Below are 23,350 nucleotides of genomic sequence, written 5' to 3'. Positions count from 1 at the left end.
AATTGGGAATCTTACCCCAAAATGGGGTGCTAATTTAATAGTGGACACCAGGAAGTTAGAAACACAAGGAGGCAGATGAAAAACCGAAGGGGAAACATAGACGCGGTGTCCCCGGTCTGTTACCCAAGTGCAGCAAGAACCAACCAAGCATAGACTGTAGTGGCAAAAAGCGCTGGAGGGGCAAAAAGCCAAGCTGGTGCAAAGCCAAACCAAAGTCTGGGAAGACTTGACTATGCTAAAACGCTAAAGGTAAAGGTGAAGCTGCGATAATTGTCCACCCTAGTTGTTGAAGTTCGTTTTTTGATAAAACCAATCCTTTCGTTCTAACGGGCTTAGTCGCACTCGACTAAGCCCAAAAATGTTTTTAGGGGACTTTTTATCGAGGATGCGAACTGACAAGTCAGCGCGAGGCTAACGCGATCGAGATCGCGCCAGAATGCCAAATCCGCATTATCGCTCAGCAGACTGATTTATCCGGCACTGTCACAACGGTAAAATAAAGGCTTCTCGAATCGAACTTAGCAAACTTAATTGACTTGAATTGAATCTATGGCACTTCAACTAAAAGTTCCCACTATCGCCTGTAATGGCTGTGCAGAAACAATTACCGACACGATCCATACAATGGAACCCGATGCCAAGGTGGACGTGGATGTAAAAGCCAAGACGGTGACAGTGGAAGCTCAAGCTTCGGAAGAAACAATCAAACAAGCGATCGTGGCGGCAGGTCACACGATTGAAGGTTATCAATAACCATACTCTGCATTACTAGGATTAATTTTGAGCCAGTTGGGTAATCACCTAACTGGCTTTTGTCTGGTTGCTGAGTTCGTAGTGAATCAAGACAGGACAGAGGAATCAGCTGCAAAAAGATGCGATCGCTTACAGCCCTTTGGGCATGAAAACAGCGAAGCGAGGCGTTAGCCTCGCGCTGACCTGTCGGTTCGCTCTCTTCTCGACACGTAGGGATGCGATCGCTCACTTGACGCTCCCTTTCTCAAGGTGGTAACAAATACCAATTATCTGCCAGCATAAAGAAGAATCTGCTCGCAGGTTGTTCAAGCATTTGGGTAGTGTGGCAGTTTTTTATGAAGATTTTGTAAAATTATCTACCGCTAACGGAATACCCATCTCTAATACTTGTAGCAAACTGAGAATGTAACAGAGTGTGTCAGAATTGCCAACGATCGGGTTGAGGTTTGGTAGAGACTGCCCGGTTGAATGGCATAGCAGCCAGAAGCCTTGTATAGCGGCTATCCGCTAAAGCGATCGCTTCTTCGCCCTACAATATACACGCTCATCCAGTCTAGGGTCATCTATCCGTTCGTCTCCTTCGTTGCTCCCTAAAAACTCTAGTGGTAGAAATTCTCACGTTTCGTCAACAGGGAAAGAGCCTTGATTCTTCCAACATACCTACGCTAATGGATGCTTTTGTTCTAGTAGTTGGAACTGATGCATTTCTGGCAACATTTCTGAAGCGAATCGATGCTTTAGTGGGTGGCACAGTTGAAGCTGCCTCCCAGCTAGATGAGGTGATCCCGCTGCTGGAAAAGCGATTGCCCTATATCTTAATTTTGCAAGCAAGTCTGGAGGGCAGTTTAGATTTCTGTTATCACATCAAACAACACCCTCAACTAGCGGGAATTCACTGTATCTTGATAGAAGATCGACCCGAAATTGCCCGCGAACAAACACTTTCCGATCGACACCGGAAGTTGGCACTCATGGCAGAAGCTTTAGAAAAAGGAGCAGATGCTTACTTGCAAATTGCCCCATTCAGAAGAAGGAGTGCTGCCCTTGCAAAACAAGAGACTGGGTTGCAAGATCGTTTACTGGCGGCGCAAATTCAGATGGGACTACGCAAGGTACAAAACTATCGTCAATTGATGCGAACCAATGATTTATTGTCAACAATGGCGCTCGCTGATCCGCTAACAGAGTTGAATAATCGTCGCGCGTTGGAATGGGAATTACCCCGACAGATTCAAAACGCTCGGAGTCGCTCAATCCCACTGAGTTTAGTAATGCTGGATGTAGACTATTTCAAGTCTATTAACGACACCTACGGGCATCTGATCGGCGATCGCGTCCTGCAACTACTCTCCGCCCGTCTGCAACACAACCTGCGCTTTCAAGACACTCTCTTCCGCTACGGGGGCGAAGAATTTGTCGTGATTCTCAGCCACACAGATGTTCAAGAGGCTCCGATGGTAGCGCACCGTCTATGTCGATTGATCTGCGAACAACCCTTCCGAATTAATTCCACTCTGGCACTCACGATTACGATCAGTTTGGGGACAGGCACTCTAAATGCGACGGACGATATTAAAGGAGTGAATTTGCTGCAACGCGCTGACAAAAATCTTCTGCAAGCAAAATCTGATGGTCGCAATCGGGTTGTTAGTGAATAATTTCTAATTGTGAATTGTGGAAGAGGTAGAAATTCTCTAGCTCTATTTTTACCTGTTAAAACTATAGAAAAGTGTATTGAGAATTACTACTTATTTAGGCTAAAAGGCGTATACTTAAATAATAAAAATATTACTTAAAAAAATATTACAGAGTATTTCTTCCTTATCAAGATTATTGTATCAAAAAAGCGTAGGGAAAGTCTAGAATACAGAGGAAAAACTTCCCATTAATTCTATGAATTGATAATTGATTAATGGCTCCTGATGATTAATTAACTCTTAACAATACGTTGCTGAAGCACTTGATAACACTCCTCAACTGAGGCACGTTGTTCCATCGTCGCCACCAGCGCTTCGTAGGCAGGATAGTTTTCCTCAATTAGAGTCCGTGCTTGCATCGCACTGGCACGCTCTTTCTGCTGTGCGTCGCTTTCCTGCCGTCCTAGTGTCACCTCTCTAATTTTTTGCCGGTCTTCTGCACCTCCCTCAGCGCTACCGTACACCAAAATCTCGGCGGCGATGCCTGCCATCCAGACGGTGCAGAATCGATCTAGGATGACTTGCATCTCCCAAGGCGTTGTCATTTCTTGCTGCAATTTTTGGGTATCAAATATTACCCCACCTTGCCCAGGATTTCCTTGCCTAACGGTTTCCCAGGCGCTAAGCGTGTAGCCGGTAATGGGAATTTCGAGTAAATAAGCAACTAGGAAATGACCAGCTTCATGCCGCAACACGCGATCGCGGTATTTGGAGTCAGCGCTTGCAAATACCTCCAAAAGTATCGTGATGCCTTTACCTTGGAAGCTGAGGGTGTCTAGGGTTGCCAGTCCTAGAATACTAATCGTTGCAATCGCGGGGATTGTCGGTGATATGTTCAACATTGGCCCCAACAAACTAGAAAGCGTCATTGCAAAAACGCCAATGGCAATTAGATTTAGGGCAGCTTGTTGCATGATATTGAGGTCTGAGGTAGATGAATTAAAAATTAAAAATGGTATTTTAAATTTTGCATTTTTAATTTTTAATTATTGGTTAGGGTGAAGCATTGGGGCTGGGATTGGTCGGCGACACGACAGAGCGATCGCCCGATGGCTGCGCCCCACCTCCAAATTGTTTGGCTTTATAAAATGTTTCCAGACTATCGCGATCGCCCACATAGCGCCAGTGCCACGGTTCATAACTAACGCCTTGGGGATTGTTGCGGGGAAAGGATATCTCAAAGCTATAGTAAGGGGCGTTCTTCTGAAGCCACTTAAAAGCCGCAGTCTTCTCAAAGTTAGGACTGAGATTCGTTGCGGGGACTCTTCCATCACCCACATCTATCGCGTACCCAGTATGATGCTCGCTATGACCGGGAGGCGCACTCACTTTTGCCCGTTCGGCGGCTGACTGTCCGCGCTGCGCCTTGGTGTCAAAATATAAATGCTGCTGCTCGCTAATCGAGCGAAATCCTGAAATTGGCACGATGATAATCCCGGAAGTTCGCGCCGCTGCAACCATCGCGTTATATTGTCTGGCGGCAGCTTTACGCATTTTCAAGCGACCATCCGCTGTAATCGCCTCAAGTTCAGACTGGGGTGCCTCTTGATAGGAAAAGTGTCCAAAGAGGGTATTGGCTGCTGGTGTAGCGGAAGGCGTTTGAATGCCTGGAATTTCATTTTGGGCAGGCGTTGACGCATCCGATTCGGATACAGGACGGGGGAGTACGATACCGATAATCAGCGCGATCGCTCCCAATCCCAACAAACCGCCAAACAGGAGAATCGGCTGCCACTTTCGCTGGCGTTGTCCGAGGTGCGGCGTATCCCGCAACGCCGCCGGAATATCGTCTATCGGCAGTGCCGACTTGGGTGGTTTTTCAGGCATACCCGCGTTTTCCAAAAGAGCCACTCCTGTTGTTTTTGTGGTTAGTTATCAATTCTTAGATATCCAACAACGGCACTGAGACTCAACACTTAACTTTACAAGCATTTTAGACTGAGCGAATATCAACAGCCGCCGTGTATTCCCAGATGCCTCATCATCAACCCTGATGCTTAACATGAATAGAGGCTGACATATCGTACAGATGCCAGTCTAAACCTTCTGCTGACGCCCCATGAGACGATGCCTAATATAGGAATTCAACTGCTGGAACTCTATTTCCGGCTAGGTGGTGGCATTTTGCTGGGATGGGTTTTAGGTCGCCAACTGCCCAAAGTAGTTCCCACCTATTTAGGAAAGTTTCTCTTTTGGATCGGAGTCCCGATTGGCATTGTCGCGTTTCTGCGTCACGCCGACTTATCAGGACCAATCTGGATTGCACCCGTCGCTGCTTGGGTAGCGATTTTCGTGGGAGCCGGATTAGCCTGGTTTTGGATAGGAAGGCAAGCCTCAAAATTCCCTAAAAAAGCTTGGAGTAAATCCACTCAAGGAAGTTTTCTATTAGCCTCAATGGTCGGGAACACCGGCTACTTGGGTTATCCCGTTACCCTCGCTCTCGTAGGGCAGCAGTACTTTGGCTGGGCGCTGTTTTATGACCTGATGGGCACCACGTTGGGAGCCTACGGCTTGGGCGTTGTCTTAGCGGCTCGTTTTGGGATTGGGACAGAAAAGGGCGTCTTCCCGGCCCTACAGGCAGTGCTGATTAATCCAGCGCTGTGGAGTTTTGGCTTTGGGCTGGGTTTTCGCAACTTCCCACTGCCCGAACCCGCCGAACAATTGCTGCAAATTATCGCTTGGAGTGGAGTTGCGCTGGCTTTGGTGCTAATCGGAATGCGCCTCAGCCAGCTTTCTTCCTGGGGTAGCCTCCCCTCGGCATCTGTGAGCTTAGGGATAAAAATGCTGCTAGTTCCGCTGGTGCTGGGTGGGGGGATTGGGCTGCTAGGTGTAAGTGGGCCTCCCCATCTGGTCATTGTTTTACAAATGGCAATGCCTCCAGCTTTTGCCACGCTTATCTTGGCGGAAGCTTACAATCTCGACCGAGATTTAACCGTGACGGCGCTGGTTGTCGGGACGATAGGACTCTTGTTGACTCTGCCGGTTTGGTTGGTATTATTTGGTCGCTGAAACAGCAGCATAGTTTTGGGCTAACTCTGAGGGATCGACCTGTTCGTATTTTTCAAAGGGTTGGTGAATCCAGGGGTTTTCTGGTAGATAGTCCGTATAGTAGTCAGGTGCAACGACAGAGCAAGCTTTGTACCAGATGACAGCGGATCGAATCTGCTCGACATCAGCGGCATAATGATGTTTCAGCCAAGGGATGGCTTCCCGAAGGGTGATGCCAGAATCTACTAAGTCATCCACCAGGAGAATGCGGCTACCCAGATGCGGCGAAGTCATGGTGAGGTCGCGGGCAAAGGCGAGAGAACCCCGAAAGCGATCGCCTGTGCCACCGTAAGAAGTGGCAGCTAAAATTGCCAACGGTTTGTGGTAAATTCGCGATAAAATATCACCCACCCGTAGACCGCCTCTCGCAAGGCAGACAACCTGGTTAAAGTCCCAGCCGGATTGATATATGATTGCCGCCAACTGTTCGATTTTTTGGTGGTACTCTGACCATGACACGTAAAGCTCTGGCATAACAGGCACAATTGAACAGGTTTAGAGAACAGTACAAATGCTATAGAACAAATGCTATAAAAATTCCCACTTTTGGGAGACAGATGCGATACTTTTTTGAAATTTTTAATCCCCCTGCCATCAGCCAACTGCCATGAGTGATTCTTCTTCTGACTATTCCACCGCGACACCCGACAGCGAAAAGCTAAAGTTGAGTACCAAACTGGCTTATGGTGCCGGTGATGTGGGTTCTGCTATCACCGCAAACATTGGGGTATTTTATACCGCAATTTTCCTGACCGATGTTGCCGGAATCGCCGCTGGACTAGCGACTTGGATTCTCCTGATTGGCAAGGTTTGGGATGCGGTGAACGATCCAGTTGTCGGGGTGCTTAGCGACCGAACCAACTCGCCACGCTGGGGGCGTCGGCTTCCCTGGATGTTATATGGGGCGATTCCGTTTGGAATCACGTTCTTTTTGCAGTGGCTAGTGCCTCGATTTAGCGCCAATGACGCTGCGAATCAATGGGGATTGTTCTGGTATTACATTGTGATTTCGATTTTGTTTAATTCGTTTTACACCGCTGTTAATTTACCCTACACTGCCCTAACTCCAGAACTTACTCAGGACTACAACGAACGCACCAATCTCAACAGCTATCGGTTTGCTTTCTCGATTGGGGGAAGTATCGTCTCTGTAATTGTGTTCGGAATCATTGCCCGCTTGATTCCTAATGACCGCATCCAACAATATTGGGTGATGGGCATCGTTTGTGCAATCTTGTCGGTCTTACCGATTTATTGGTGTATTTGGGGGACGCGCGATCGCATTTTGGCAAGGGCGGCACAAAATCCCACTTTTGAGGAACCTGTCTCCCTCCCAATTTTGCAACAAGTACGGATTGTTTTGAGCAATCGCCCCTTTTTATATGTTGTTGGAATTTATCTGTGTTCCTGGTTAGCTGTTCAGGTCACAGCGGCTATCATTCCTTATTTTGTTCTCAGTTGGATGCGCTTAAGCGATGCAGTCGTTGCCCAAGTCATTCTAGCGGTGCAAGGAACAGCATTGTTGATGCTATTTATCTGGAGTAAGCTTAGCAAGAGATACGGTAAAAAAGCCGTATATTTTATGGGGATGAGCGTGTGGATTATTGCCCAGGCGGGATTGTTTTTCTTACAGCCCGGTCAAATTGCTTTCATGTACGTGTTAGGGGTGATGGCAGGTTTTGGCGTTTCTACTGCTTATTTGATCCCGTGGTCGATGCTGCCAGATGTAATTGAATTAGATGAACTAAAAACCGGACAGCGGCGGGAAGGGATTTTTTACAGCTTCATGGTGTTCCTGCAAAAAGTCAGTTTAGCTGTTGCAGTAGCTTTAGTCTTGAAAAGCCTGGAGTGGAATCAATATATTCCGTCTACCCAAGAGAACTTAGCGCCAATTCAACCGGATTCTGCACTTTTAGCAATTCGCATCGCAATCGGGCCTCTGCCAACAATTGCCCTAATTTGTGGTTTAATCCTAGCATACTTTTATCCTCTGACTCGTGAGGTTCATGCCGATATCCTACTGAAACTTAAAGAACGGAAATTAAAAGCTCAATAGCTCTTAGTAATGAGCTTTTCGGTTTGAATGGGTGGGTTAGAAATTCACCCATTCGGAAAAGTTTTTTCTGAATATTATGGACTTTATTGGCTTTTTTTAGTAAACTGAAATTGATAAGGAAGAACTGACTAGTAATATTTTTTGAGATATATTTTCATTATTTAAGAATACCTTTTCAAGTCATAGCTAGTAGTTGTTTGCAAAACATTTTTCAAAAAAATTGTTTTTTAAAGTTTTGAATCATTGCATAGAATACCAGCATCATTCATTTAGCTAATCGCTAATTTAAGCATAAGAATCGCTACAACACGTCCAAAATCAAGCCAATCAATCTTTTAAGAAAAAATAAATGGGGAAAAGGTAAAATTTGATTTACCCTTCCAAAAGATTTCTTACCGACAATAACTTATTTAAGCAGTTGTAAAGTAGAAATTAACCCATCCGGGTATTTCTCAAGCGCTTTTTGTTTAGCAACCTTGTGATCTATATCCAGAAAATACTCACCGCTATCTGCCTCAATTGCGATAAACCAGTCAGGATAATCCTTCATCAATTGGGGGCTAACTTCTTCAAAAATTGCGCGACAACGCTTAATAAAAGTGGGAATACCAGCGGGTGCTTTTCCAGTCATCGGTTGCCCGGTTCCGAAGAAAACGCGGGATTCCTTCTTAACCAAAGACTCAATTACATCTGCATCGGTTGGCAATGCTGCTGTGAGAACTTCGCTGCCTGATTGGGTGACTAAAACATCATCTTCTATGCGAATCCCGCGCACATCCTGAAACTGAGAAAGGCGATCCCAATTCACCACATCCTGATATTTTGCCCGAAAATTGGGATCGTTTAAAATTGCCGGAACTTGATAAAATCCTGGCTCAATGGTGACTAACATCCCAGCGCGTAAAGGGCGGTTAAGCCGCAGGTAAGCTAAACCAAAGCGATCGCTCCGCGTTCTCCCCTCTTCATACCCTGCCAAATCGCCCAAATCTTCCATATCGTGGACATCCAAACCCACTAAATGACCAATTCCGTGGGGGAAAAACAAGGCATGAGCATCCATTTCTACCAAATCTTCTGCACTGCCCCGCAGAATGCCTAAATCCACCAACCCTTGGGCGATCGCAGTCGCTGCCAGTAGATGAATCTCCCGATACTCCACATCCGGGCGGATTTTGGCAATACAAGCATCGTGAGCCGCCAAAACCAAATTATAGATATCTCTTTGGGTAGAAGAAAACTTCCCCGATACAGGCCAAGTGCGCGTGACATCTGCTGCCCAGCCCATCGATGTTTCAGCACCTACATCCGCCAGCAGCAAGTCTCCCGATTGCAGGGGGTGGTAATACTGCTGATTGTGGAGAACTTCCCCGTGAACGGTGACAATACTGGGGTAAGCGCAGCTCATATTCTGCGAGATGATTACACTCTCCATTGCCGCACGCACCCCTGCCTCCAACTTGGCGCTGGCTGTGGCAGCCATTCCCGCTAAATGAGCGTCCACGGTGACAGATGCAGCTTTTCGTAATTCTGCCAAAGCACCTGCATCGTGGCTGAGCCGCAAAAATACGATAGCTCTTGCTAACTCCCCGTCAATTCCCTGAGATGTATTTGCGGATGCGATCGCGCGATGCATGATCTGAGCTTGTTGCTGCCCAGTCGCGGCATCCTGCACGAAGATAGTCGCAGCCTCGGTTGAGCGTGACTCCAATTCTGTCATCGAAAATGCCGCATCCGCCCCAATCGCTTGGGCAATTTCCTCACGTTTGGGCATTTCTCCATGCCAGAGGGCACTAGCAGGAGACGCATCATCCATAAACAATTCTAATTTCCCGGCTTCGAGCCGGATCGCCGCATTTTCTAGAGGTAGCCCCGCAAAATAGAGGAAATGACTGCTGGCGCGAAATGGGAAAGTATTTGCTGGATAATTTCGGGAACTACTACGCCCAGACCAGAGAATAACTGGAAAATCAATTAACTCGGCAAGTCGCTGCCGCCGGTGAAGCAGAGTAGCGGCAAACGTGCGATTTCTCTGAAGTTGCATCATAGCGAGTAGAGGCAGTTTATGGCTGATCCGTTTTGTATTTAAGTTTAACCTGCGCTAAAAAACCATTACCCATTGGCTATAAACCGGCTCAAGATAACCGAGGACGTATCCCGTAATGCCGATAACGCCAATAATCGTGCAGGATTTTGCCGTGATCAAAGCACAAATCCGTAGGAATTTGCCAAGATTCAAAAATTCCAACCGCCTTGGCATCATCAGCAGCTTGAGGTTCGCCTGCCGCCGTTGCGATAAACACAACACTCATCGTATGAGTTCGCGGATCGCGGCTGGGATCGGAATACACCTGGAATTGTTCAATTAACTCTACCTGTAAGCTAATTTCTTCCGCCGCTTCGCGCTGCGCCGCCACTTCCGCTTTCTCTCCGTAATCAATAAACCCACCGGGAATTGCCCAACCATAAGGTGGATTTTGGCGCTCAATTAACACAATCGGTCGATGCGGTCGATCGATCAGTTCAATAATGATATCGACAGTCGGAGCAGGGTTTCGGTAAGTCATTCTGATATATTGCCCCAAAATGATCGGGAGCAAGGGAGAAAAGGCTGAACTTATTCTGCCGCGATCGCAGTCATTTGGGATGGCTAAATTACCGAATGCAACCCGCCCTAGGAGTGAGTGTCAAATTTCTGCGTCCCGTGATAAGGTCAAATCGTTTGCATCCTCTCCATCAGGTTATTTATGCCGTTTCCTAGATCCAGTGGCATTTTGCTACACCCCACTTGTTTTCCCAGCCGGTTTGGCATCGGCGATCTTGGTTTAGAAGCTTATCGCTTTATTGAGTTTTTGATGGAGAGTTCCCAGCAATTTTGGCAGGTTTTGCCATTAGGACCAACCGGCTATGGGAATTCTCCCTATATGTGCTACTCAGCACTGGCGGGAAATCCCTTACTGATTAGCCCAGAGAAGCTGCGCGACGAGGGGTTACTCAGCGACGACGATTTTTCTAGATTGCCAGAATTCCCCCTAGACAAAGTGGATTTTGAGCGGGCGATCCAGATCAAAATGCCTTTGCTCGCTAAAGCCTGCGAAAATTTTAAAACCCAGGCATCACCTTTACAGCAAAAGGAATTTGCAAGTTTTTGCAAAGCGGCTCACTGGCTGGATGACTATGCTTTATTTATGGCGATCCGGGAAGCTCAGGGACACGCTAGTTGGTATACCTGGGAACCGGAAATTGCCAAACGCCAACCGGAAGCTTTAGAACAGTGGCGGCAGCGGCTGAATGATGAGATTTATCACCACAAATACTTGCAGTTTGAGTTTTTCCGGCAATGGACTCAACTGAAAAGCTATGCCAACTTGGGCGGAATTGAGATTATTGGCGATATTCCAATTTATGTGGCTCACGATAGTGCCGATGTCTGGGCACATCCAGAAATCTTTTGCTTGGATGAACAGACGGGGGAACCGGCGCTGATGGCTGGAGTGCCACCCGACTACTTCAGCGCCACAGGTCAGCTGTGGGGCAATCCAGTTTATAACTGGGAGAGGTTGCAGCAGCAAAACTTTAAGTGGTGGATAGAGCGCTTTGAATCTTTGTTGGATTATATTGACATTATTCGGATTGACCACTTCCGAGGGTTCCAAGCCTACTGGGCGGTTAAGCAGGGCGAAACGACTGCTATGAATGGGGAGTGGATTGAGGCTCCTGGAGAAGCTTTCTTTAAGCTACTGAACGACAAATTAGGCAAGCTACCCATCCTAGCTGAGGATTTGGGCGTGATTACCCCAGAGGTAGAGGCGCTGCGAGATAAGTTTGAATTTCCGGGGATGAAGATTTTACAGTTTGCCTTTGGTTCGGATTCGGGCAACGGCTTTTTGCCTTTTAACTATCCGCGCAACTGTGTGGTTTACACGGGCACTCATGATAATGACACCACGGTAGGCTGGTTCTATCAACTTTCAGACTATGAAAGGGAGAATCTCCTGCGTTATGTGGGTTGCATCAGTTCCGACGGCATCCACTGGGATGCGATCCGGCTGGCGATGGGTTCGGTGGCAAATCAGGCAATTATTCCTTTTCAGGATCTTTTGGGATTGGGGGGCGATGCCCGAATGAATTTTCCCGGCAAAGCAGAGGGGAATTGGGAGTGGCGGTATCGGTCTGAAGCCGTCAACCAAGAGATCGGCTACCGTCTCAAAACTCTAACTGAAACTTTCGGTCGCGCCCCGATTAAGAATCAGGAGTGAGGGGAGATGACTGAGGACTGAGAGGTGAGGACTTAGGCGATCGCTCGCGTCACTGGTAGATAGCGCGTGTCTTGAAGAAAAGCGCGATCGCGTCGCGCTTCTACCCTAACAGTCCTCAGCACTCATTAAGACCCAGGAGGATTAGCGGCAAAGGTTACTTCCCGAACTTTACCAGGGGCACCCAGTTTCTTTGCCTTTTCATCATTAAAAGCGACTAGGATACCACCCGCATTGCCAGCTTTTACAATTAGTGTCTCCTGTGCAACCCAAGTGCGCTGAGTGCCTTGGGGCAGTAGCCCCTCAAACTGCGTCTTGCCATCCACCACTACCCGAACCCACGACGGGGTTTTGACGGTTACGCCAACTCTTACCGGCTTTCCGGGTTGATTGGTATTGCTGCTGAATACTGCTGGGGTAAATGGCCCTAATTTTTCTGGCGAGTCCGTATCGGCTTTGTTTGAAGGCTGGCTAGGCGATCGCTGGTTAGTCTCACCTTTCCCTACTTCTAAAGCCGGACGATTGACCACGTAAGACAGACCATTCACTGCACCAATCACTAGAAACACATACATCAAGTAAAGATGAATCGGTCGCAGTTGAGGTGATGGCAAATACCGCCAGGTAGGCTTAATGAGCTGGAAAATCGGCCCGCTGGGAAAAGTGTCTGAGTACTCTACCCCATCTAATCCCAGTGCATCAGCATACCGCTTGATAAAGCCTTGAATATAGACGGGTTCTGGCAAGATTTCGCGCCTACCTTCCTCAATTGCCTTGAGCAGACGAACTTGAATCCTGGTCCTGTCGCCAACTTCCTCTAGGGACATAGATTGTTCCTCACGCACCTGGCGGAGGCGAGACCCCAGTTCTTTTAGCTTCTCAATTTGTTGCTGCTGAAGATGAAGTGGATTCTCCTTCATACACGGCGCTCCTTGATGTCTGCTGGCACTTCTATTGATGTTAGATTGACTTGGTTTTGTAGAAAACTGATTTCAAAATCTTCAAGAAAACGATAAGTACCAGGGAACATAGGTTCCCCTGTTCGTTTTAAACAAATGGGACCAATCGCGGCACGGTGTAGATGAATGACGGGATAGCCCAGTTGCTCGGCAATGCGTCGAATTTGTCGGTTTCTCCCTTCTGTCAGAATTACTTCCAAGCAGGTTTGGGAACCCCGCACATCCAAAACGCAAACTTGAGCAGGCAATGTCTTTTTCCCTGACAGTAGAATACCCTGACGCCAGGATTTTAGTACCTCTTCAGGAGGATGACCCTGAATCCAAACTTGATAATTTTTAGGAAGATGATATCGAGGATGGGTCAAGCGTAGCGTCATTTCACCGTCATTCGTGAGCAATAACGCGCCGGTAGATTCGGCATCTAGGCGTCCAACTGGATGCAGTCCCTGACCTTCCCGCAGTGGGGGAGGTAGTAAATCAAGAACAGTACGGCGCTTTTGGGGATCGCGGCAAGTAGAAACTACGCCAGCAGGTTTGTAAAGCAAAATATAGAGCATTTGAGGACGATGAGCTGGGAGTACAAGTTTGCCATCAACTTGAATCTGGTCTTGTTCTGGATTTGCTGTTTGCCCCAGCCCAACAACAGTACCATTGACCCGCACGCGCCCTGCTTCAATCATTTTTTCAGCTTGGCGGCGGGAGGCAATACCCCACTGGGAGAGAATTTTTTGTAGCCTTTCGGCCATAGGCGAATCGAGCGACGAATGAATAAGGGGTTGGGTTTTAGCCTGTCGAGGCACTGCCTCGGCTAGACTATTGGGGATTTTTGATTTTAGATTTAGGATTTTGGAGAAATCGCCCTCTAAAACCCAAAATTGACCTCTAATTAGACTATGTACAAATATTACAGGAAGAAAGCCATTGACATCTAAGCAAGCGAGCGGGATTATCAGCACAACGTTATCACCAGCGCTGCGGCTGTGGTTGCGATCGCAAGTTTCGCAAGTTGAAAACCTCCAATTTCAAATTTCCGGAGGCGATCGCCAAATCCTTACAGGTTATATCCCTCAAGTTTTTATTGCCGCCAGCCATGCAGTGTATCAAGGACTGCATCTGTCACGCATTCAGTTAACTGGAGAAAGCATTCGCATTAACCTGGGTCAAGTTCTCAGAGGTAAACCTTTACGCCTTCTCGAACCCATCCCCGTTTCCGGCGAGCTAATACTAGAGGAGACAGACCTTAAGGCATCTCTCCAGGCACCCTTATTTGCCACTGCTTTAACTGATCTACTGGGGACACTGCTCAAAGCAGTTCCAACGCACCCAGCTGACATCTTAAAAGACCAGCAAGTCACTTGGCAACAGATTACCATCGATCTGGAATGTTTAAAACTCAACGGTACTTTAACAGACCCATCGGGTAAAGCCACACCTGTAGTGCTGCGGACAGGTCTAAAGTTAGCTAGCCCTCAGGAACTGCTTCTAGAGTCTCCTTGTATCGAGACGCAACAGGAACTGCTTCGAGGCGATTTGGATGAATTCAAGATAGATTTAGGGCCAGAAGTGGATATTCAGGAATTAACTGTGATTCCGGGTCAGCTAGTTTGTCGCGGACGGATTAATGTCATTCCAGCGGAATGACAATAGGACTGAGGGCTGAGGGCTGAGGTACGAAAAGAGGTAGATATAAAGAGACTTTCACGATTAAGCTTTCTTATCAATTGCCCCAATCGTGTAGAAAGACTTTTCTAGCGAGGTAATAGCGGTAACAAGAGGGTGACGAAATAATACACTAGGGGCGCGGTGAACACGTAACTATCAGCCCGATCTAAAATGCCGCCGTGACCTGGAATCAGTTGCCCTGAGTCCTTTACCCCAGCATCTCGCTTCATCATCGACTCGGTTAAGTCTCCTAGTAAGCTAGCAATCCCAATCAGCAGCCCTAAAGCCAAACCACTGAATTGCCAGCAGGGCCAATCAAGATACCAAGCTCCAGCGGCTGCCACTGCCACACTGCCGAGAACCCCAAATACAGCTCCTTCGACAGTCTTTTTGGGGCTAATCTCGGAAAGGCGGGTGCGACCAAAGAATTTACCAACGATGTAAGCACCGATATCAGCAGCCCAAATACAGATGAACGCCAAAAGCGTTGCCGTCAAGCCTTGGGGCAACGTGCTAAATTCGTGCCAAGAAGCGGGCAGATAACCATTTAATGGCTCTGCGATCGCGACTGCGGGAGCAAGTCCGACGCGCAAACGCACCCAGTAACTGGGCAGATAGCCGCCATAGAATAACCCCAATATAGAGGCGGAAATATCGGCAATTGTGGCAAGCTTGGGCTGAAACAAAAGATAGAAACAAATCAATGTTCCTGCCAGGGGAAACATGGCATCTGTCAAAGCTGGTGCCAGAGAAGCTGTGATTAACAGAACTTGGCTAACTACTAGGGTCGTTTTGCCAGCGGGTGCCATGCCCTTGGCTCGTGCCATTTGAAAATACTCTAACTGACCGAGATAGACGATGATGCACAGACCAGCTGTAAAGAACCATCCTCCAAAGAAGAGCATGAGGAGGGAGACAGCGATCGCGACTATTCCACTAAAAATACGAGACCAAGGCATAAAATGCGCTCTTGAGACCGCAACAACGAAGTTAATCTAGTCTTAATAAGATTAAGAATTACTTTTGCACACTTTAACCGATCTAAAACAGATTTAGGCAATGGGTGCCGTTAATTTAGAATAAAGCCAACGCTTTTTTTCAGCATCCTGCTCATTGCTGCTAACATCCGCCAATACCGACAAAAAATAAATTTCTTGATGGTACGAATCTTAACGGGAATTTTTGTGTTCTCAATCGTCAAGAATGCTGCTCTAGCCTTTAGGATCAAGATTTTCAATCCAGCTTCTCGCCACTCAAGATAAAAATTGGATTGACTGCGGCAAAGATTTGATGGGTGCCTCGCGTTTCCAAGCGATTGACGGCAGACTGAACAACCTCGATATTTCGAGCTTGTAATTCGGCGAAGCCTTCGGAAACGGCATAGAGACTTTCTAGATTAGCCGCAGTCGCCACCACCCTGCCTTGGGGTTCTAAGTATTGCCAGACGACCTTGAGGATATCCTTGATGGGTTGTCCGCCTTCGATGCAAACCCGATGGGGGGGAATGGGTAAATCTTTTAGGCACTCTGGGGCGCTCCCTTCAACGACTTCGACATTACGAACCCCAAAGCGATCGCAGTTACGGCGAATCAAAGAAGCCACTTCCTCATCGCGTTCTACGGCAATAATGCGACCTTTCGGACACAATAACCCGGTTTCTACGGGGATCGTGCCGGTTCCCGCACCAATATCCCACAACACAGAATCGGGTTTCAGTCTCAGTAAGGAAATCAACAGCAACCGCACCTCGCGCTTGCTGAGGGGAATACCGGGCAACCGCTCGAAGAGGTCATCTGGGATACCAGGAGTTACGTAGGGCCACATAGAAAGTTTTAAGTTTTGAGTTGTAGAGACGCGATTGATCGCGTCTGAGTCTTGAGTTGTAGAGACGCAATTTATCGCGTCTGAGTTTTGAGTTTAAGCCGGTCTCCCATTAGCGAACAACCTTTAAGGTTTTGAGGGTCGGATCGCTACAACCCGTGATACTTCCACCCAAAGCGAGAATCTGTTGCAGGTAATCCAAGGCAGAGGGAGCGATCGCTTCTCCTGGCATCAACACGGGAATTCCGGGTGGATAGGGACAAATAAGTTCGGCACTGATGCGTTCTACAGTCTTTTCCACCGGCAGCGTTTGGGTTTGGGAAAAAAAGGCTTGGCGGGGAGAGATGGAAGGATGAAGCACGAAGGATGAAGGATGAATCTGAAGAAATTCAGCTTTCCACCGGGTGAAGACATCCAGATATGGGGCTATTAATGTGGTGGGCGATCGCTCCTGCACTAAAATTCGGAGTGCCGATACCATCTGCACAATATCAGATGGAGTGTTTCCCAAACTGATGATAAAAGTCAAACTGTGCAGCGATGGTAACTCAGCCGTAACGCCTAGCTGTTGATGGAGAATTTCATCCGCTTCAAACCCCGTCCAACCTAAGTCAGAAACCTTAACACTCAGCCGGGTTTTGTCAAGGGCAACAAAACCCGGTGTTTTGGCAGTTTTTAACACGGATAAACCGGGAATTTGACTAATTTGCATAGCCGCCTCCTCCGCCAAATGTAAGGTTTTCGCCATTAGCGCTTCCCCGTGCAATGCCATTTGCTGACGCGCTGCATCCAGCGAAGCTAGCAATAAATAGCTGGGGCTGGTGGACTGTAACAGTTGTAAAGCTTTGCTCAAGCGATCGCGATTGACTCGATTGCCTTGGACGTGCAGCATTGATGCCTGGGTAAGTGCCCCCAGCACCTTGTGGGTGGATTGTACCGTTAAGTCGGCTCCAGAGGCGAGTGCAGAGGTCGGCAAGTCTGGATGAAAGGCGAAATGGGCACCGTGGGCTTCGTCTACGAGCAAAGGGATACCGTGCTGATGAGCAATTTGCGCGATCGCGCTTATATCCCCGCAAACGCCATAGTAAGTCGGGTAAACCATCATCACCGCTTTAGTGTCCGGATGCTGTTGGAGGGCATCTGCCACTGCCGATGGGGTGATGCTGTGGGCAATATTCAGCTCTAGGTCGTATTCTGGATTCACGAAAATCGGAATAGCACCTGAAAGAATTAAGCCTTGGATTGCTGAGGAATGGATATTCCGAGGCAGAATAATTTTGTCCCCCTCGCCGCAGGTGGCTAAAATTGCCGCCATTAAACCACAAGTCGAACCATTGACCAAAAACCAGGTGCGTTCTGCCCCAAACGCTGCTGCTGCCAGTTCTTGGGCTTCTTGGATCACGCCCTCTGGGGCAAACAAGTTATCTAACTCCGGTAATTCTGGTAAATCTGCCGGAAACACAGCGGTTCCGAGCAAATCCGCTAATCGTTGAGAAATTCCTTGCCCCCGCTTGTGTCCGGGCGTGTAAAAGGGTGCATGATGCTTCTTGGCGCACGCTTGAAGGGCGTCCAGTAATGGGGTAGTTGTTTGAGACCCTGGGATAAAATCCATGCTGGAAATTTTTCTAAAATCGGTGATATCGGGAAGGCAAGCGGGTAGAAATTCCGAGCGCTTTTGGCCTTTGCCGGTTTAGGATAGATCGTTTCTGCCCAACAATTTCGGAGGGGCAGTTAAACTCGCATTTGCCTGCGATCGCAGACGAGCTAATGCGTTCTCAATACCTGCTACAGTAATGAGTTTGGATGCGGTTGGATGAATCTTCAAGTGTAAGTGTCGAGGAATGTCGTTATTCCGGGGGATGTCATTGTTATGCGTTCTTACCTATTTTTATAGGGTTAAATTGTTCAAGGCGATCGCCATGATTAATCCCAGTCCTAATCCTATCCCCCAACCAACCATCCCCAGCCCGATCCCCGGATCGGAGCCTAATCCGATTCCTGGATCGCCGCCAGAAGTACCAGAACCCGTACCGGGACCTGTACCAGAACCCATTCCCTCACCTGTGCCAGAGCCAGTGCCAGCCCCCGTTCCCCAGCCGATTCCCTCACCTGTGCCAGAGCCAGTGCCAGCGCCCATTCCCCAGCCGGTTCCAGGTCCGATTCCTCAACCGATTCCTGAACCTATCTAATTGATTCTACCCAGTTTTACCTCTTGAACTAAGATGCTTAGAGCCGGAATTGTCGGACTTCCCAACGTCGGAAAATCTACCTTATTTAACGCCTTGGTTGCCAATGCCAAGGCTGAAGCTGCCAATTTCCCTTTTTGCACCATCGAACCCAATGTTGGTGTCGTGTCGGTGCCAGATGAACGGTTAAACGCCCTGGCTAATATTTCCAGTTCGGCGCAAATTATCCCGACACGGGTTGAGTTTGTGGATATTGCTGGTTTAGTGAAAGGTGCTAGTCAGGGGGAAGGACTGGGTAATCAATTTTTGTCCCACATTCGAGAAGTTGATGCCATTGTTCATGTAGTGCGATGTTTCGAGAATGATGACATTATCCACGTTGCCGGATCTGTTGATCCAGCGCGAGATATTGACATTATTAATTTGGAGCTGGCTTTAGCAGATTTATCTCAAGTAGAGCGACGTATTGAGCGCACCCGCAAAGCTGCCCGTACTAGCAAAGAAGGACAGATTGAACTCGCTGCGCTAGAAAAATTGAGCGCTTTATTAAATGAGGGCAAACCAGCGCGGCGGGCTAACTTAAATGAAGAAGAAGCTGAATCGCTCAAAGGATTAGGATTGCTCACAGGCAAACCAATTATTTATGCTGCCAACGTCTCTGAGGATGATTTGGCAACCGGCAATAAATATGTAGAACAAGTGCGGGAAATTGCGACCCAAGAAAACGCCCAAGTCGTCATTGTTTCTGCCCAAGTGGAAGCGGAATTAGTCGAATTGCCAGAAGAAGATAAAGCTGAGTTTCTGGGTTCTCTTGGAGTGGAAGAAGGCGGATTAAAATCTCTGATTCGCGCCACTTACGAACTTTTAGGCTTGCGTACCTACTTTACAACTGGTCCTAAAGAAACTCGCGCTTGGACAATTCACGCCGGAATGACAGCACCCCAAGCAGCAGGCGTCATTCACTCTGATTTTGAGCGCGGTTTTATTCGGGCAGAGACAGTCGCTTACCAAGATTTAGTAACAACTGGTTCCATGAATGCTGCGAAGGAAAAAGGCTTAGTCCGCAGTGAAGGGAAGGAATATATTGTCAAAGAAGGCGATGTAATGCTGTTCCGGTTCAATGTGTAGGTTAGCATTATCAACTTCATTATCGATAAGTCGCTAGACGCATTTTAGCCCCCTCTCTCATTTTGTGTAGAAAGGCCGTTTTATCGCGTTTCTAAAAACCCGATTTATTAAATAAATCGGGTTTTTCAGTATTTGTACTGAAACCGCAAAAGCAGCTAGTGAGATAGACTTTGATGAAGTTTGCTGCCAGCTTAGCGATGCAAGGATGGTGAGAAATGCTGGGATGGCTCTTTGGAGGTTTGATTAAAAAATTAGAACGTGCTTCTAAAGACGTTTCGCAGGATTTTGTGAAATCGGCAGGGAAACAAATTGGTGAATTATTTGATGAAAAACTATATCCCTTAGCTGACAAGCTTGATTATATAGCTCAAAACCGAATCAACCAAGCAAAAAATGAAATGGAGGAATTAGAAACTAAGACGGTAGGTGATATTGAGTCTTTAATTAACCAGGCTGATGAGCAAGTAAAGAAGGCTTTAGAAAACATTAATCAAGTGCGGGAAGTAGCGCTTAGAGATGTAAGAGAAACTATCGGAATAACTGACACCTATTTAGAAAATAGAATTAATCAAATTTCTTTAGTGGTAATGGAAGCCTTGCAGTTAGGTAGTCAATTCACTCCCGAAGAAATTAATAACAAGTTAATCGCACCAATGTTGGTAGAGGTTAATTTGCTAGAAGAAAAACTATTTAAAGATGCTAATCAGCTTGTAGATAAAATAGACGAAGCGATAGATGGAAAGCTTGAACAGATTCGGAATGAGTTAAAGAAACATTTAGCTCATGCATTGCCGAATCCTTTTGATAAATGTAGACAGAGGCTCAAAATCGGATTGAAGCCTGGTGCTAGGCTGTCGGACATTGAGCTTTATGAACTAAGCGAATGCTATGAATTGAGCAAGTTGAATGAGAAAAGTTCTATTGACGAGGTACTGAAGATTTATGGACAACTTCAACACAATGCAGCGATGATGGCTGCTTTAGTCAAAAAAGCTCCAGAGTTGAAAAGGATAGCTATTCAAGATTGGCTTAAATATGGCGTACTTTGTGAGTTTTGGCGTAGAGCGATAAAGACTTATGATTCTACCGAGCCTCTTATGCTAAAGCCTGAGAAGTCGCAGCGATTCTTGACAGATAAAGAGAATACATAAAAGAAGAAAGAGGTTTTTTATGGGTAAAGCTGGTGCTGGTGACTGGAAAACACCGCTAGGATATTACGAAAAAGCGATCGCTGAACTAGAACGAACACGCGAACAGTTTCAGGCAGAACTAGAGATATTAAAAGAGCTTCAGGCGTCTCAGGAAAATCTGAAAGAAGAACTTCAGGCTGCCAAAACAGAAATAAAAGCTTGTAAGACAGAAATTAAAACTCTGAAAGATGAGCTTCAATCTATTAAAACAGAGCCTCTGGCGACAAAATCAGAACTTCAGGATACTAATGAACGCTTTGCTACTAAGGTAGAACTTCAGGATACCAACAAACGCTTAGAGAATTCAGTAAAAATAGCTGAATATGCCTACAAGGAATTTAAGACTGCTCAAGACACAGCTAATGCGGCTTATGCGGAAATAAAATCTGTTAAAGCAGATATTGAAAATGGTTCAATTGTTGCTCAGAAAGCCTTAATGTTACAAGGCAAAGATGACAACCATTGGATGAGATTTTGCAAACTTGATAGCATAAATCATCATTGTTTCCAGGTATGGAAAGTTGATGAGAATACATGGCATAATGATATTCGAGTCAAGGCTGCAACGTTTTTACGAGCCAGAGATGACAAGCATTGGATGGGATGTCATCGAGTTGATAGTAAAAACAATGATGTTTTTGATATCTGGAGAGACCAAAGATGGCACTCCACTAGCCGAGTCCAGGCAGCGACTAGGTTGAGGTAGAGGCTGAGTCTACAGAGTGGTGCAATGAAATCCTCTTCTGGGCATCTTTAGCATTTTGGCAGTTCAAAATTTAATCTTGCTGATGAGCGAATTGATAAGCACCGACGAAGGAAAGCGCGATCGCCATCACCCCTAAAATCGGCACCGAGTACCAGGGAAATTGCGACATTGGCAAGTAAGCTGCGGCACGTAAACCAATACTGGTATAAGTCAGGGGCAGCAAATAGACGACTACTTTGAGAGCCGCTGGGAGAGTGGCGGGATCGAAGAAAGTTGCGCCCAAAAACGACATGGGGATAATCACGAAATTATTGTAAAGACCAACGGCTTCGAGCGATCGCACGCTTAAACCGACAATCACACCCAACCCAGCAAACACGGCGCAATTCAGCACTACTAACAGCAGAAACAAAGGGTTCAAAAAACTCCAAACCTTGCCGGTGAAGAGTACCGCTACTAAAATCACCGAACCCGCTGTCATCAACCCCCGCACCACGCCAGCTAGCATTTTCCCTAAGTGCAAAGCTAGAGGATGCACTGGCACCAGCAGCATTTCTTCAAAAGTTTTCGAGAACAAGCGATCGCCACAGATGGAAAATGTCGTGCCAGTAAAGCTAATCACCATCGACGATAGCGCTACCATCCCCGGCAAAATGAATTCCAGGTAGTTATTGTAATTACCACTAATCCCCGCACCAGGCTTGATAGAGCTACCCAAGCCCAATCCAAACGCCAGAATGTAGATCAGAGGCGATATTAGCCCAGACGCCGCCACCTGCACAATTCGGACACGTAAATCCAACCAATCCCCCCAAAAAACGGTGAGGCTATCGGCAATCAGAGTTTGAAACTGGGAGCCTTTCAAGGTTTTGCCCAGATGTCGCGACGTTTGTGATTTCACAGATGCAAGCCAACAACAGAGAACTGCTTAATTTTTACTTTACATTTAATCCAGTCCCCACCTAGCTTGAGACGGAAGCCAAGCAGAGGCGAGGAGTGGATGAAATTTCGCACCCCTACACCCTGTCCTGCCTACACTCGTCAGTCGAAGGCAAAATCAGTCACAATAAATCAACGACTACCTGACCCTGCAACAGATGGAGGCTGGAGGCGATCGCTGTGCTACAAAGATTTCTAATCATTCTTGTAATACTTGTACCTTTGGTCATTGCCTATCTGGTTAATGAAAAACGGAAAGCCAAAATTAAACAAATTAAAAAGAATAGTGTTGTTTTGGTGAAAGGTGCAGAACAGAAGTATCCCAGCTTACCTCTGAAAAACTATGGAATTCCGCTGATGGTTAGGCGTCAGAATAGAGTTCAAGTTGTCTTTCCCAGACTGACGCCTGATGGGGATGTTGAATATATTTATTCCTGGCATCCCCTGAATGATGTGGAGGTGATTGAGCAAAACTCTAAAACGAACGATCCAAAGCTGACTACCATCAAAGAACTAGCTCCCATCATTCACGAACACTGGCAATTAGAGCCTGAAATGTCCGTACTTGAGGAGCAATATCGTAAAATTAATGACTTAGCCGATTTAGTATCTACCTCTGATGTCTATTCCGTGCAAGTAGATACCTATGAGAAAGCGTTACTAGAGGTAGAAAAACTGTTAAGGAAAGCCGAACAGTTACAAAAAATATATGTTCGTTTAATAAGAGAGGCATTAATTGGCGTTAAGGTAGCTGAGTACAATCCCGATCGGCTTCTCGTCTCACATCTGGCTTTTGAGTTGCAGTATCAACGAATGAAAGACGAATATCAACATCTCAAAGATGTCGCCCATGCTTACTCCCAATTGTTGAACGAAAGTAGAAACCTGGCAAGCGAGGAGTGACTCAAGGCAATACCGAGAGAAAATCACAAAGAGAAAACCACGGATTCTT

At 46.9% G+C, this 23,350-nt stretch carries 23 protein-coding genes and 1 pseudogene; 12 read left to right on the top strand and 12 right to left on the bottom strand.

Annotated features, from left to right (window positions below; all coding sequences use genetic code 11):
- The first annotated feature begins 549 nt into the window (after window positions 1-549).
- The 3 genes from H6H02_RS02640 (at window position 550) to H6H02_RS02630 (ending at window position 2,411) form a co-directional block, all read left to right on the top strand.
- On the top strand, window positions 550-753 hold the full coding sequence (locus H6H02_RS02640; protein WP_190411340.1) for a heavy-metal-associated domain-containing protein: 204 nt from the start codon (window positions 550-552) through the stop codon (window positions 751-753).
- A gap of 27 nt (window positions 754-780) precedes the next feature.
- Window positions 781-924, top strand: a complete 144-nt coding sequence (locus H6H02_RS02635) for a hypothetical protein (protein WP_190814414.1) — start codon at window positions 781-783, stop codon at window positions 922-924.
- 497 nt (window positions 925-1,421) lie between these two features.
- Window positions 1,422-2,411, top strand: coding sequence for a diguanylate cyclase (locus H6H02_RS02630; protein ID WP_190814411.1), 990 nt, complete (start codon window positions 1,422-1,424; stop codon window positions 2,409-2,411).
- Between the two features lie 272 nt (window positions 2,412-2,683).
- Here H6H02_RS02630 and H6H02_RS02625 read toward each other — a convergent pair whose 3' ends face one another.
- Both H6H02_RS02625 and H6H02_RS02620 read right to left on the bottom strand, forming a co-directional pair.
- On the bottom strand, window positions 2,684-3,364 hold the full coding sequence (locus H6H02_RS02625; RefSeq protein WP_190814409.1) for an ATP-dependent Zn protease: 681 nt from the start codon (window positions 3,362-3,364) through the stop codon (window positions 2,684-2,686).
- 79 nt (window positions 3,365-3,443) lie between these two features.
- Window positions 3,444-4,277 carry a M15 family metallopeptidase gene (locus H6H02_RS02620; protein WP_190814407.1) on the bottom strand — a complete coding sequence of 278 codons (834 nt, stop codon included), beginning with the start codon at window positions 4,275-4,277 and terminating at the stop codon, window positions 3,444-3,446.
- Between the two features lie 240 nt (window positions 4,278-4,517).
- Between H6H02_RS02620 and H6H02_RS02615 the strand changes: the two genes are divergently transcribed.
- Window positions 4,518-5,459, top strand: a complete 942-nt coding sequence (locus H6H02_RS02615) for an AEC family transporter (protein WP_190814404.1) — start codon at window positions 4,518-4,520, stop codon at window positions 5,457-5,459.
- Here H6H02_RS02615 and H6H02_RS02610 read toward each other — a convergent pair.
- The gene (locus H6H02_RS02610) at window positions 5,445-5,972 is read right to left on the bottom strand and encodes a phosphoribosyltransferase (RefSeq protein ID WP_190814402.1); all 528 of its coding nucleotides are present in this window, start codon (window positions 5,970-5,972) and stop codon (window positions 5,445-5,447) included. The two genes, H6H02_RS02615 and H6H02_RS02610, sit on opposite strands and share 15 nt — an antisense overlap.
- Window positions 5,973-6,105: 133 nt before the next feature.
- Here H6H02_RS02610 and H6H02_RS02605 point away from each other — a divergent pair, with 133 nt between their 5' ends.
- On the top strand, window positions 6,106-7,554 hold the full coding sequence (locus H6H02_RS02605) for an MFS transporter (RefSeq protein WP_190814400.1): 1,449 nt from the start codon (window positions 6,106-6,108) through the stop codon (window positions 7,552-7,554).
- A 670-nt stretch (window positions 7,555-8,224) separates the two neighbouring features.
- On the opposite strand, the pseudogene H6H02_RS02600 reads toward H6H02_RS02605, so the two are convergent.
- Both H6H02_RS02600 and H6H02_RS02595 read right to left on the bottom strand, forming a co-directional pair.
- A pseudogene (locus H6H02_RS02600) lies at window positions 8,225-9,598 on the bottom strand (aminopeptidase P family protein); the annotation flags it as partial.
- Between the two features lie 88 nt (window positions 9,599-9,686).
- Window positions 9,687-10,118, bottom strand: coding sequence for an NUDIX hydrolase (locus tag H6H02_RS02595; RefSeq protein ID WP_190814397.1), 432 nt, complete (start codon window positions 10,116-10,118; stop codon window positions 9,687-9,689).
- Window positions 10,119-10,298: 180 nt separating this feature from the next.
- Between H6H02_RS02595 and malQ the strand changes: the two genes are divergently transcribed.
- Window positions 10,299-11,810 (top strand): 4-alpha-glucanotransferase, encoded by a 1,512-nt coding sequence (gene malQ / locus H6H02_RS02590; protein WP_190814395.1) that lies wholly within the window; start codon window positions 10,299-10,301, stop codon window positions 11,808-11,810.
- Between the two features lie 125 nt (window positions 11,811-11,935).
- On the opposite strand, the gene H6H02_RS02585 is transcribed toward malQ, so the two are convergent.
- Together H6H02_RS02585 and H6H02_RS02580 are read right to left on the bottom strand one after the other, a co-directional pair.
- The gene (locus tag H6H02_RS02585; RefSeq protein WP_190814393.1) at window positions 11,936-12,727 is read right to left on the bottom strand and encodes a RodZ domain-containing protein; all 792 of its coding nucleotides are present in this window, start codon (window positions 12,725-12,727) and stop codon (window positions 11,936-11,938) included.
- Window positions 12,724-13,512: a pseudouridine synthase gene (locus tag H6H02_RS02580; protein WP_190814391.1), complete on the bottom strand. Its 789-nt coding sequence runs from the start codon at window positions 13,510-13,512 to the stop codon at window positions 12,724-12,726. The genes H6H02_RS02585 and H6H02_RS02580 overlap by 4 nt, the downstream gene beginning before the upstream one ends.
- 175 nt (window positions 13,513-13,687) lie before the next feature.
- Here H6H02_RS02580 and H6H02_RS02575 point away from each other — a divergent pair, with 175 nt between their 5' ends.
- A complete protein-coding gene (locus H6H02_RS02575; RefSeq protein ID WP_190814389.1) occupies window positions 13,688-14,407 on the top strand; it encodes a DUF2993 domain-containing protein in 720 nt (239 codons plus the stop codon).
- A 107-nt stretch (window positions 14,408-14,514) separates the two neighbouring features.
- On the opposite strand, the gene H6H02_RS02570 is transcribed toward H6H02_RS02575, so the two are convergent.
- From H6H02_RS02570 to H6H02_RS02555, 4 genes are all read right to left on the bottom strand, one after another.
- Window positions 14,515-15,387 (bottom strand): phosphatidate cytidylyltransferase, encoded by an 873-nt coding sequence (locus tag H6H02_RS02570; RefSeq protein WP_190814387.1) that lies wholly within the window; start codon window positions 15,385-15,387, stop codon window positions 14,515-14,517.
- Between the two features lie 274 nt (window positions 15,388-15,661).
- A complete protein-coding gene (cbiT, locus tag H6H02_RS02565) occupies window positions 15,662-16,252 on the bottom strand; it encodes a precorrin-6Y C5,15-methyltransferase subunit CbiT (protein WP_190427201.1) in 591 nt (196 codons plus the stop codon).
- Window positions 16,253-16,361: 109 nt separating this feature from the next.
- Window positions 16,362-17,861, bottom strand: coding sequence for an aminotransferase class I/II-fold pyridoxal phosphate-dependent enzyme (locus tag H6H02_RS02560; RefSeq protein WP_190814385.1), 1,500 nt, complete (start codon window positions 17,859-17,861; stop codon window positions 16,362-16,364).
- A gap of 276 nt (window positions 17,862-18,137) precedes the next feature.
- Window positions 18,138-18,386, bottom strand: coding sequence for a hypothetical protein (locus tag H6H02_RS02555; protein WP_190814383.1), 249 nt, complete (start codon window positions 18,384-18,386; stop codon window positions 18,138-18,140).
- Between the two features lie 85 nt (window positions 18,387-18,471).
- On the opposite strand from H6H02_RS02555, the gene ychF reads away from it, so the two are divergent.
- The 3 genes from ychF (at window position 18,472) to H6H02_RS02540 (ending at window position 21,459) form a co-directional block, all read left to right on the top strand.
- The gene (ychF, locus tag H6H02_RS02550) at window positions 18,472-19,563 is read left to right on the top strand and encodes a redox-regulated ATPase YchF (protein WP_190814381.1); all 1,092 of its coding nucleotides are present in this window, start codon (window positions 18,472-18,474) and stop codon (window positions 19,561-19,563) included.
- A 215-nt stretch (window positions 19,564-19,778) separates the two neighbouring features.
- Window positions 19,779-20,714 carry a hypothetical protein gene (locus H6H02_RS02545; RefSeq protein WP_190814379.1) on the top strand — a complete coding sequence of 312 codons (936 nt, stop codon included), beginning with the start codon at window positions 19,779-19,781 and terminating at the stop codon, window positions 20,712-20,714.
- Window positions 20,715-20,733: 19 nt separating this feature from the next.
- Window positions 20,734-21,459 carry a hypothetical protein gene (locus H6H02_RS02540; RefSeq protein WP_190814377.1) on the top strand — a complete coding sequence of 242 codons (726 nt, stop codon included), beginning with the start codon at window positions 20,734-20,736 and terminating at the stop codon, window positions 21,457-21,459.
- Window positions 21,460-21,529: 70 nt separating this feature from the next.
- On the opposite strand, the gene H6H02_RS02535 is transcribed toward H6H02_RS02540, so the two are convergent.
- On the bottom strand, window positions 21,530-22,360 hold the full coding sequence (locus tag H6H02_RS02535; RefSeq protein WP_190814375.1) for an ABC transporter permease: 831 nt from the start codon (window positions 22,358-22,360) through the stop codon (window positions 21,530-21,532).
- 99 nt (window positions 22,361-22,459) lie between these two features.
- Between H6H02_RS02535 and H6H02_RS02530 the strand changes: the two genes are divergently transcribed.
- A complete protein-coding gene (locus H6H02_RS02530) occupies window positions 22,460-22,597 on the top strand; it encodes a hypothetical protein (protein WP_190814373.1) in 138 nt (45 codons plus the stop codon).
- Window positions 22,579-23,301, top strand: coding sequence for a hypothetical protein (locus tag H6H02_RS02525; RefSeq protein WP_190814371.1), 723 nt, complete (start codon window positions 22,579-22,581; stop codon window positions 23,299-23,301). The genes H6H02_RS02530 and H6H02_RS02525 overlap by 19 nt, the downstream gene beginning before the upstream one ends.
- Window positions 23,302-23,350 lie beyond the last annotated feature (49 nt).

The sequence above is a fragment of the Coleofasciculus sp. FACHB-1120 genome, from assembly GCF_014698845.1.
Classification (GTDB): Bacteria; Cyanobacteriota; Cyanobacteriia; order Cyanobacteriales; family FACHB-T130; genus FACHB-T130.
The sequence above is the reverse complement of the archived record's forward strand: the minus strand, read 5'-3'. Positions and strand labels throughout refer to the sequence as shown.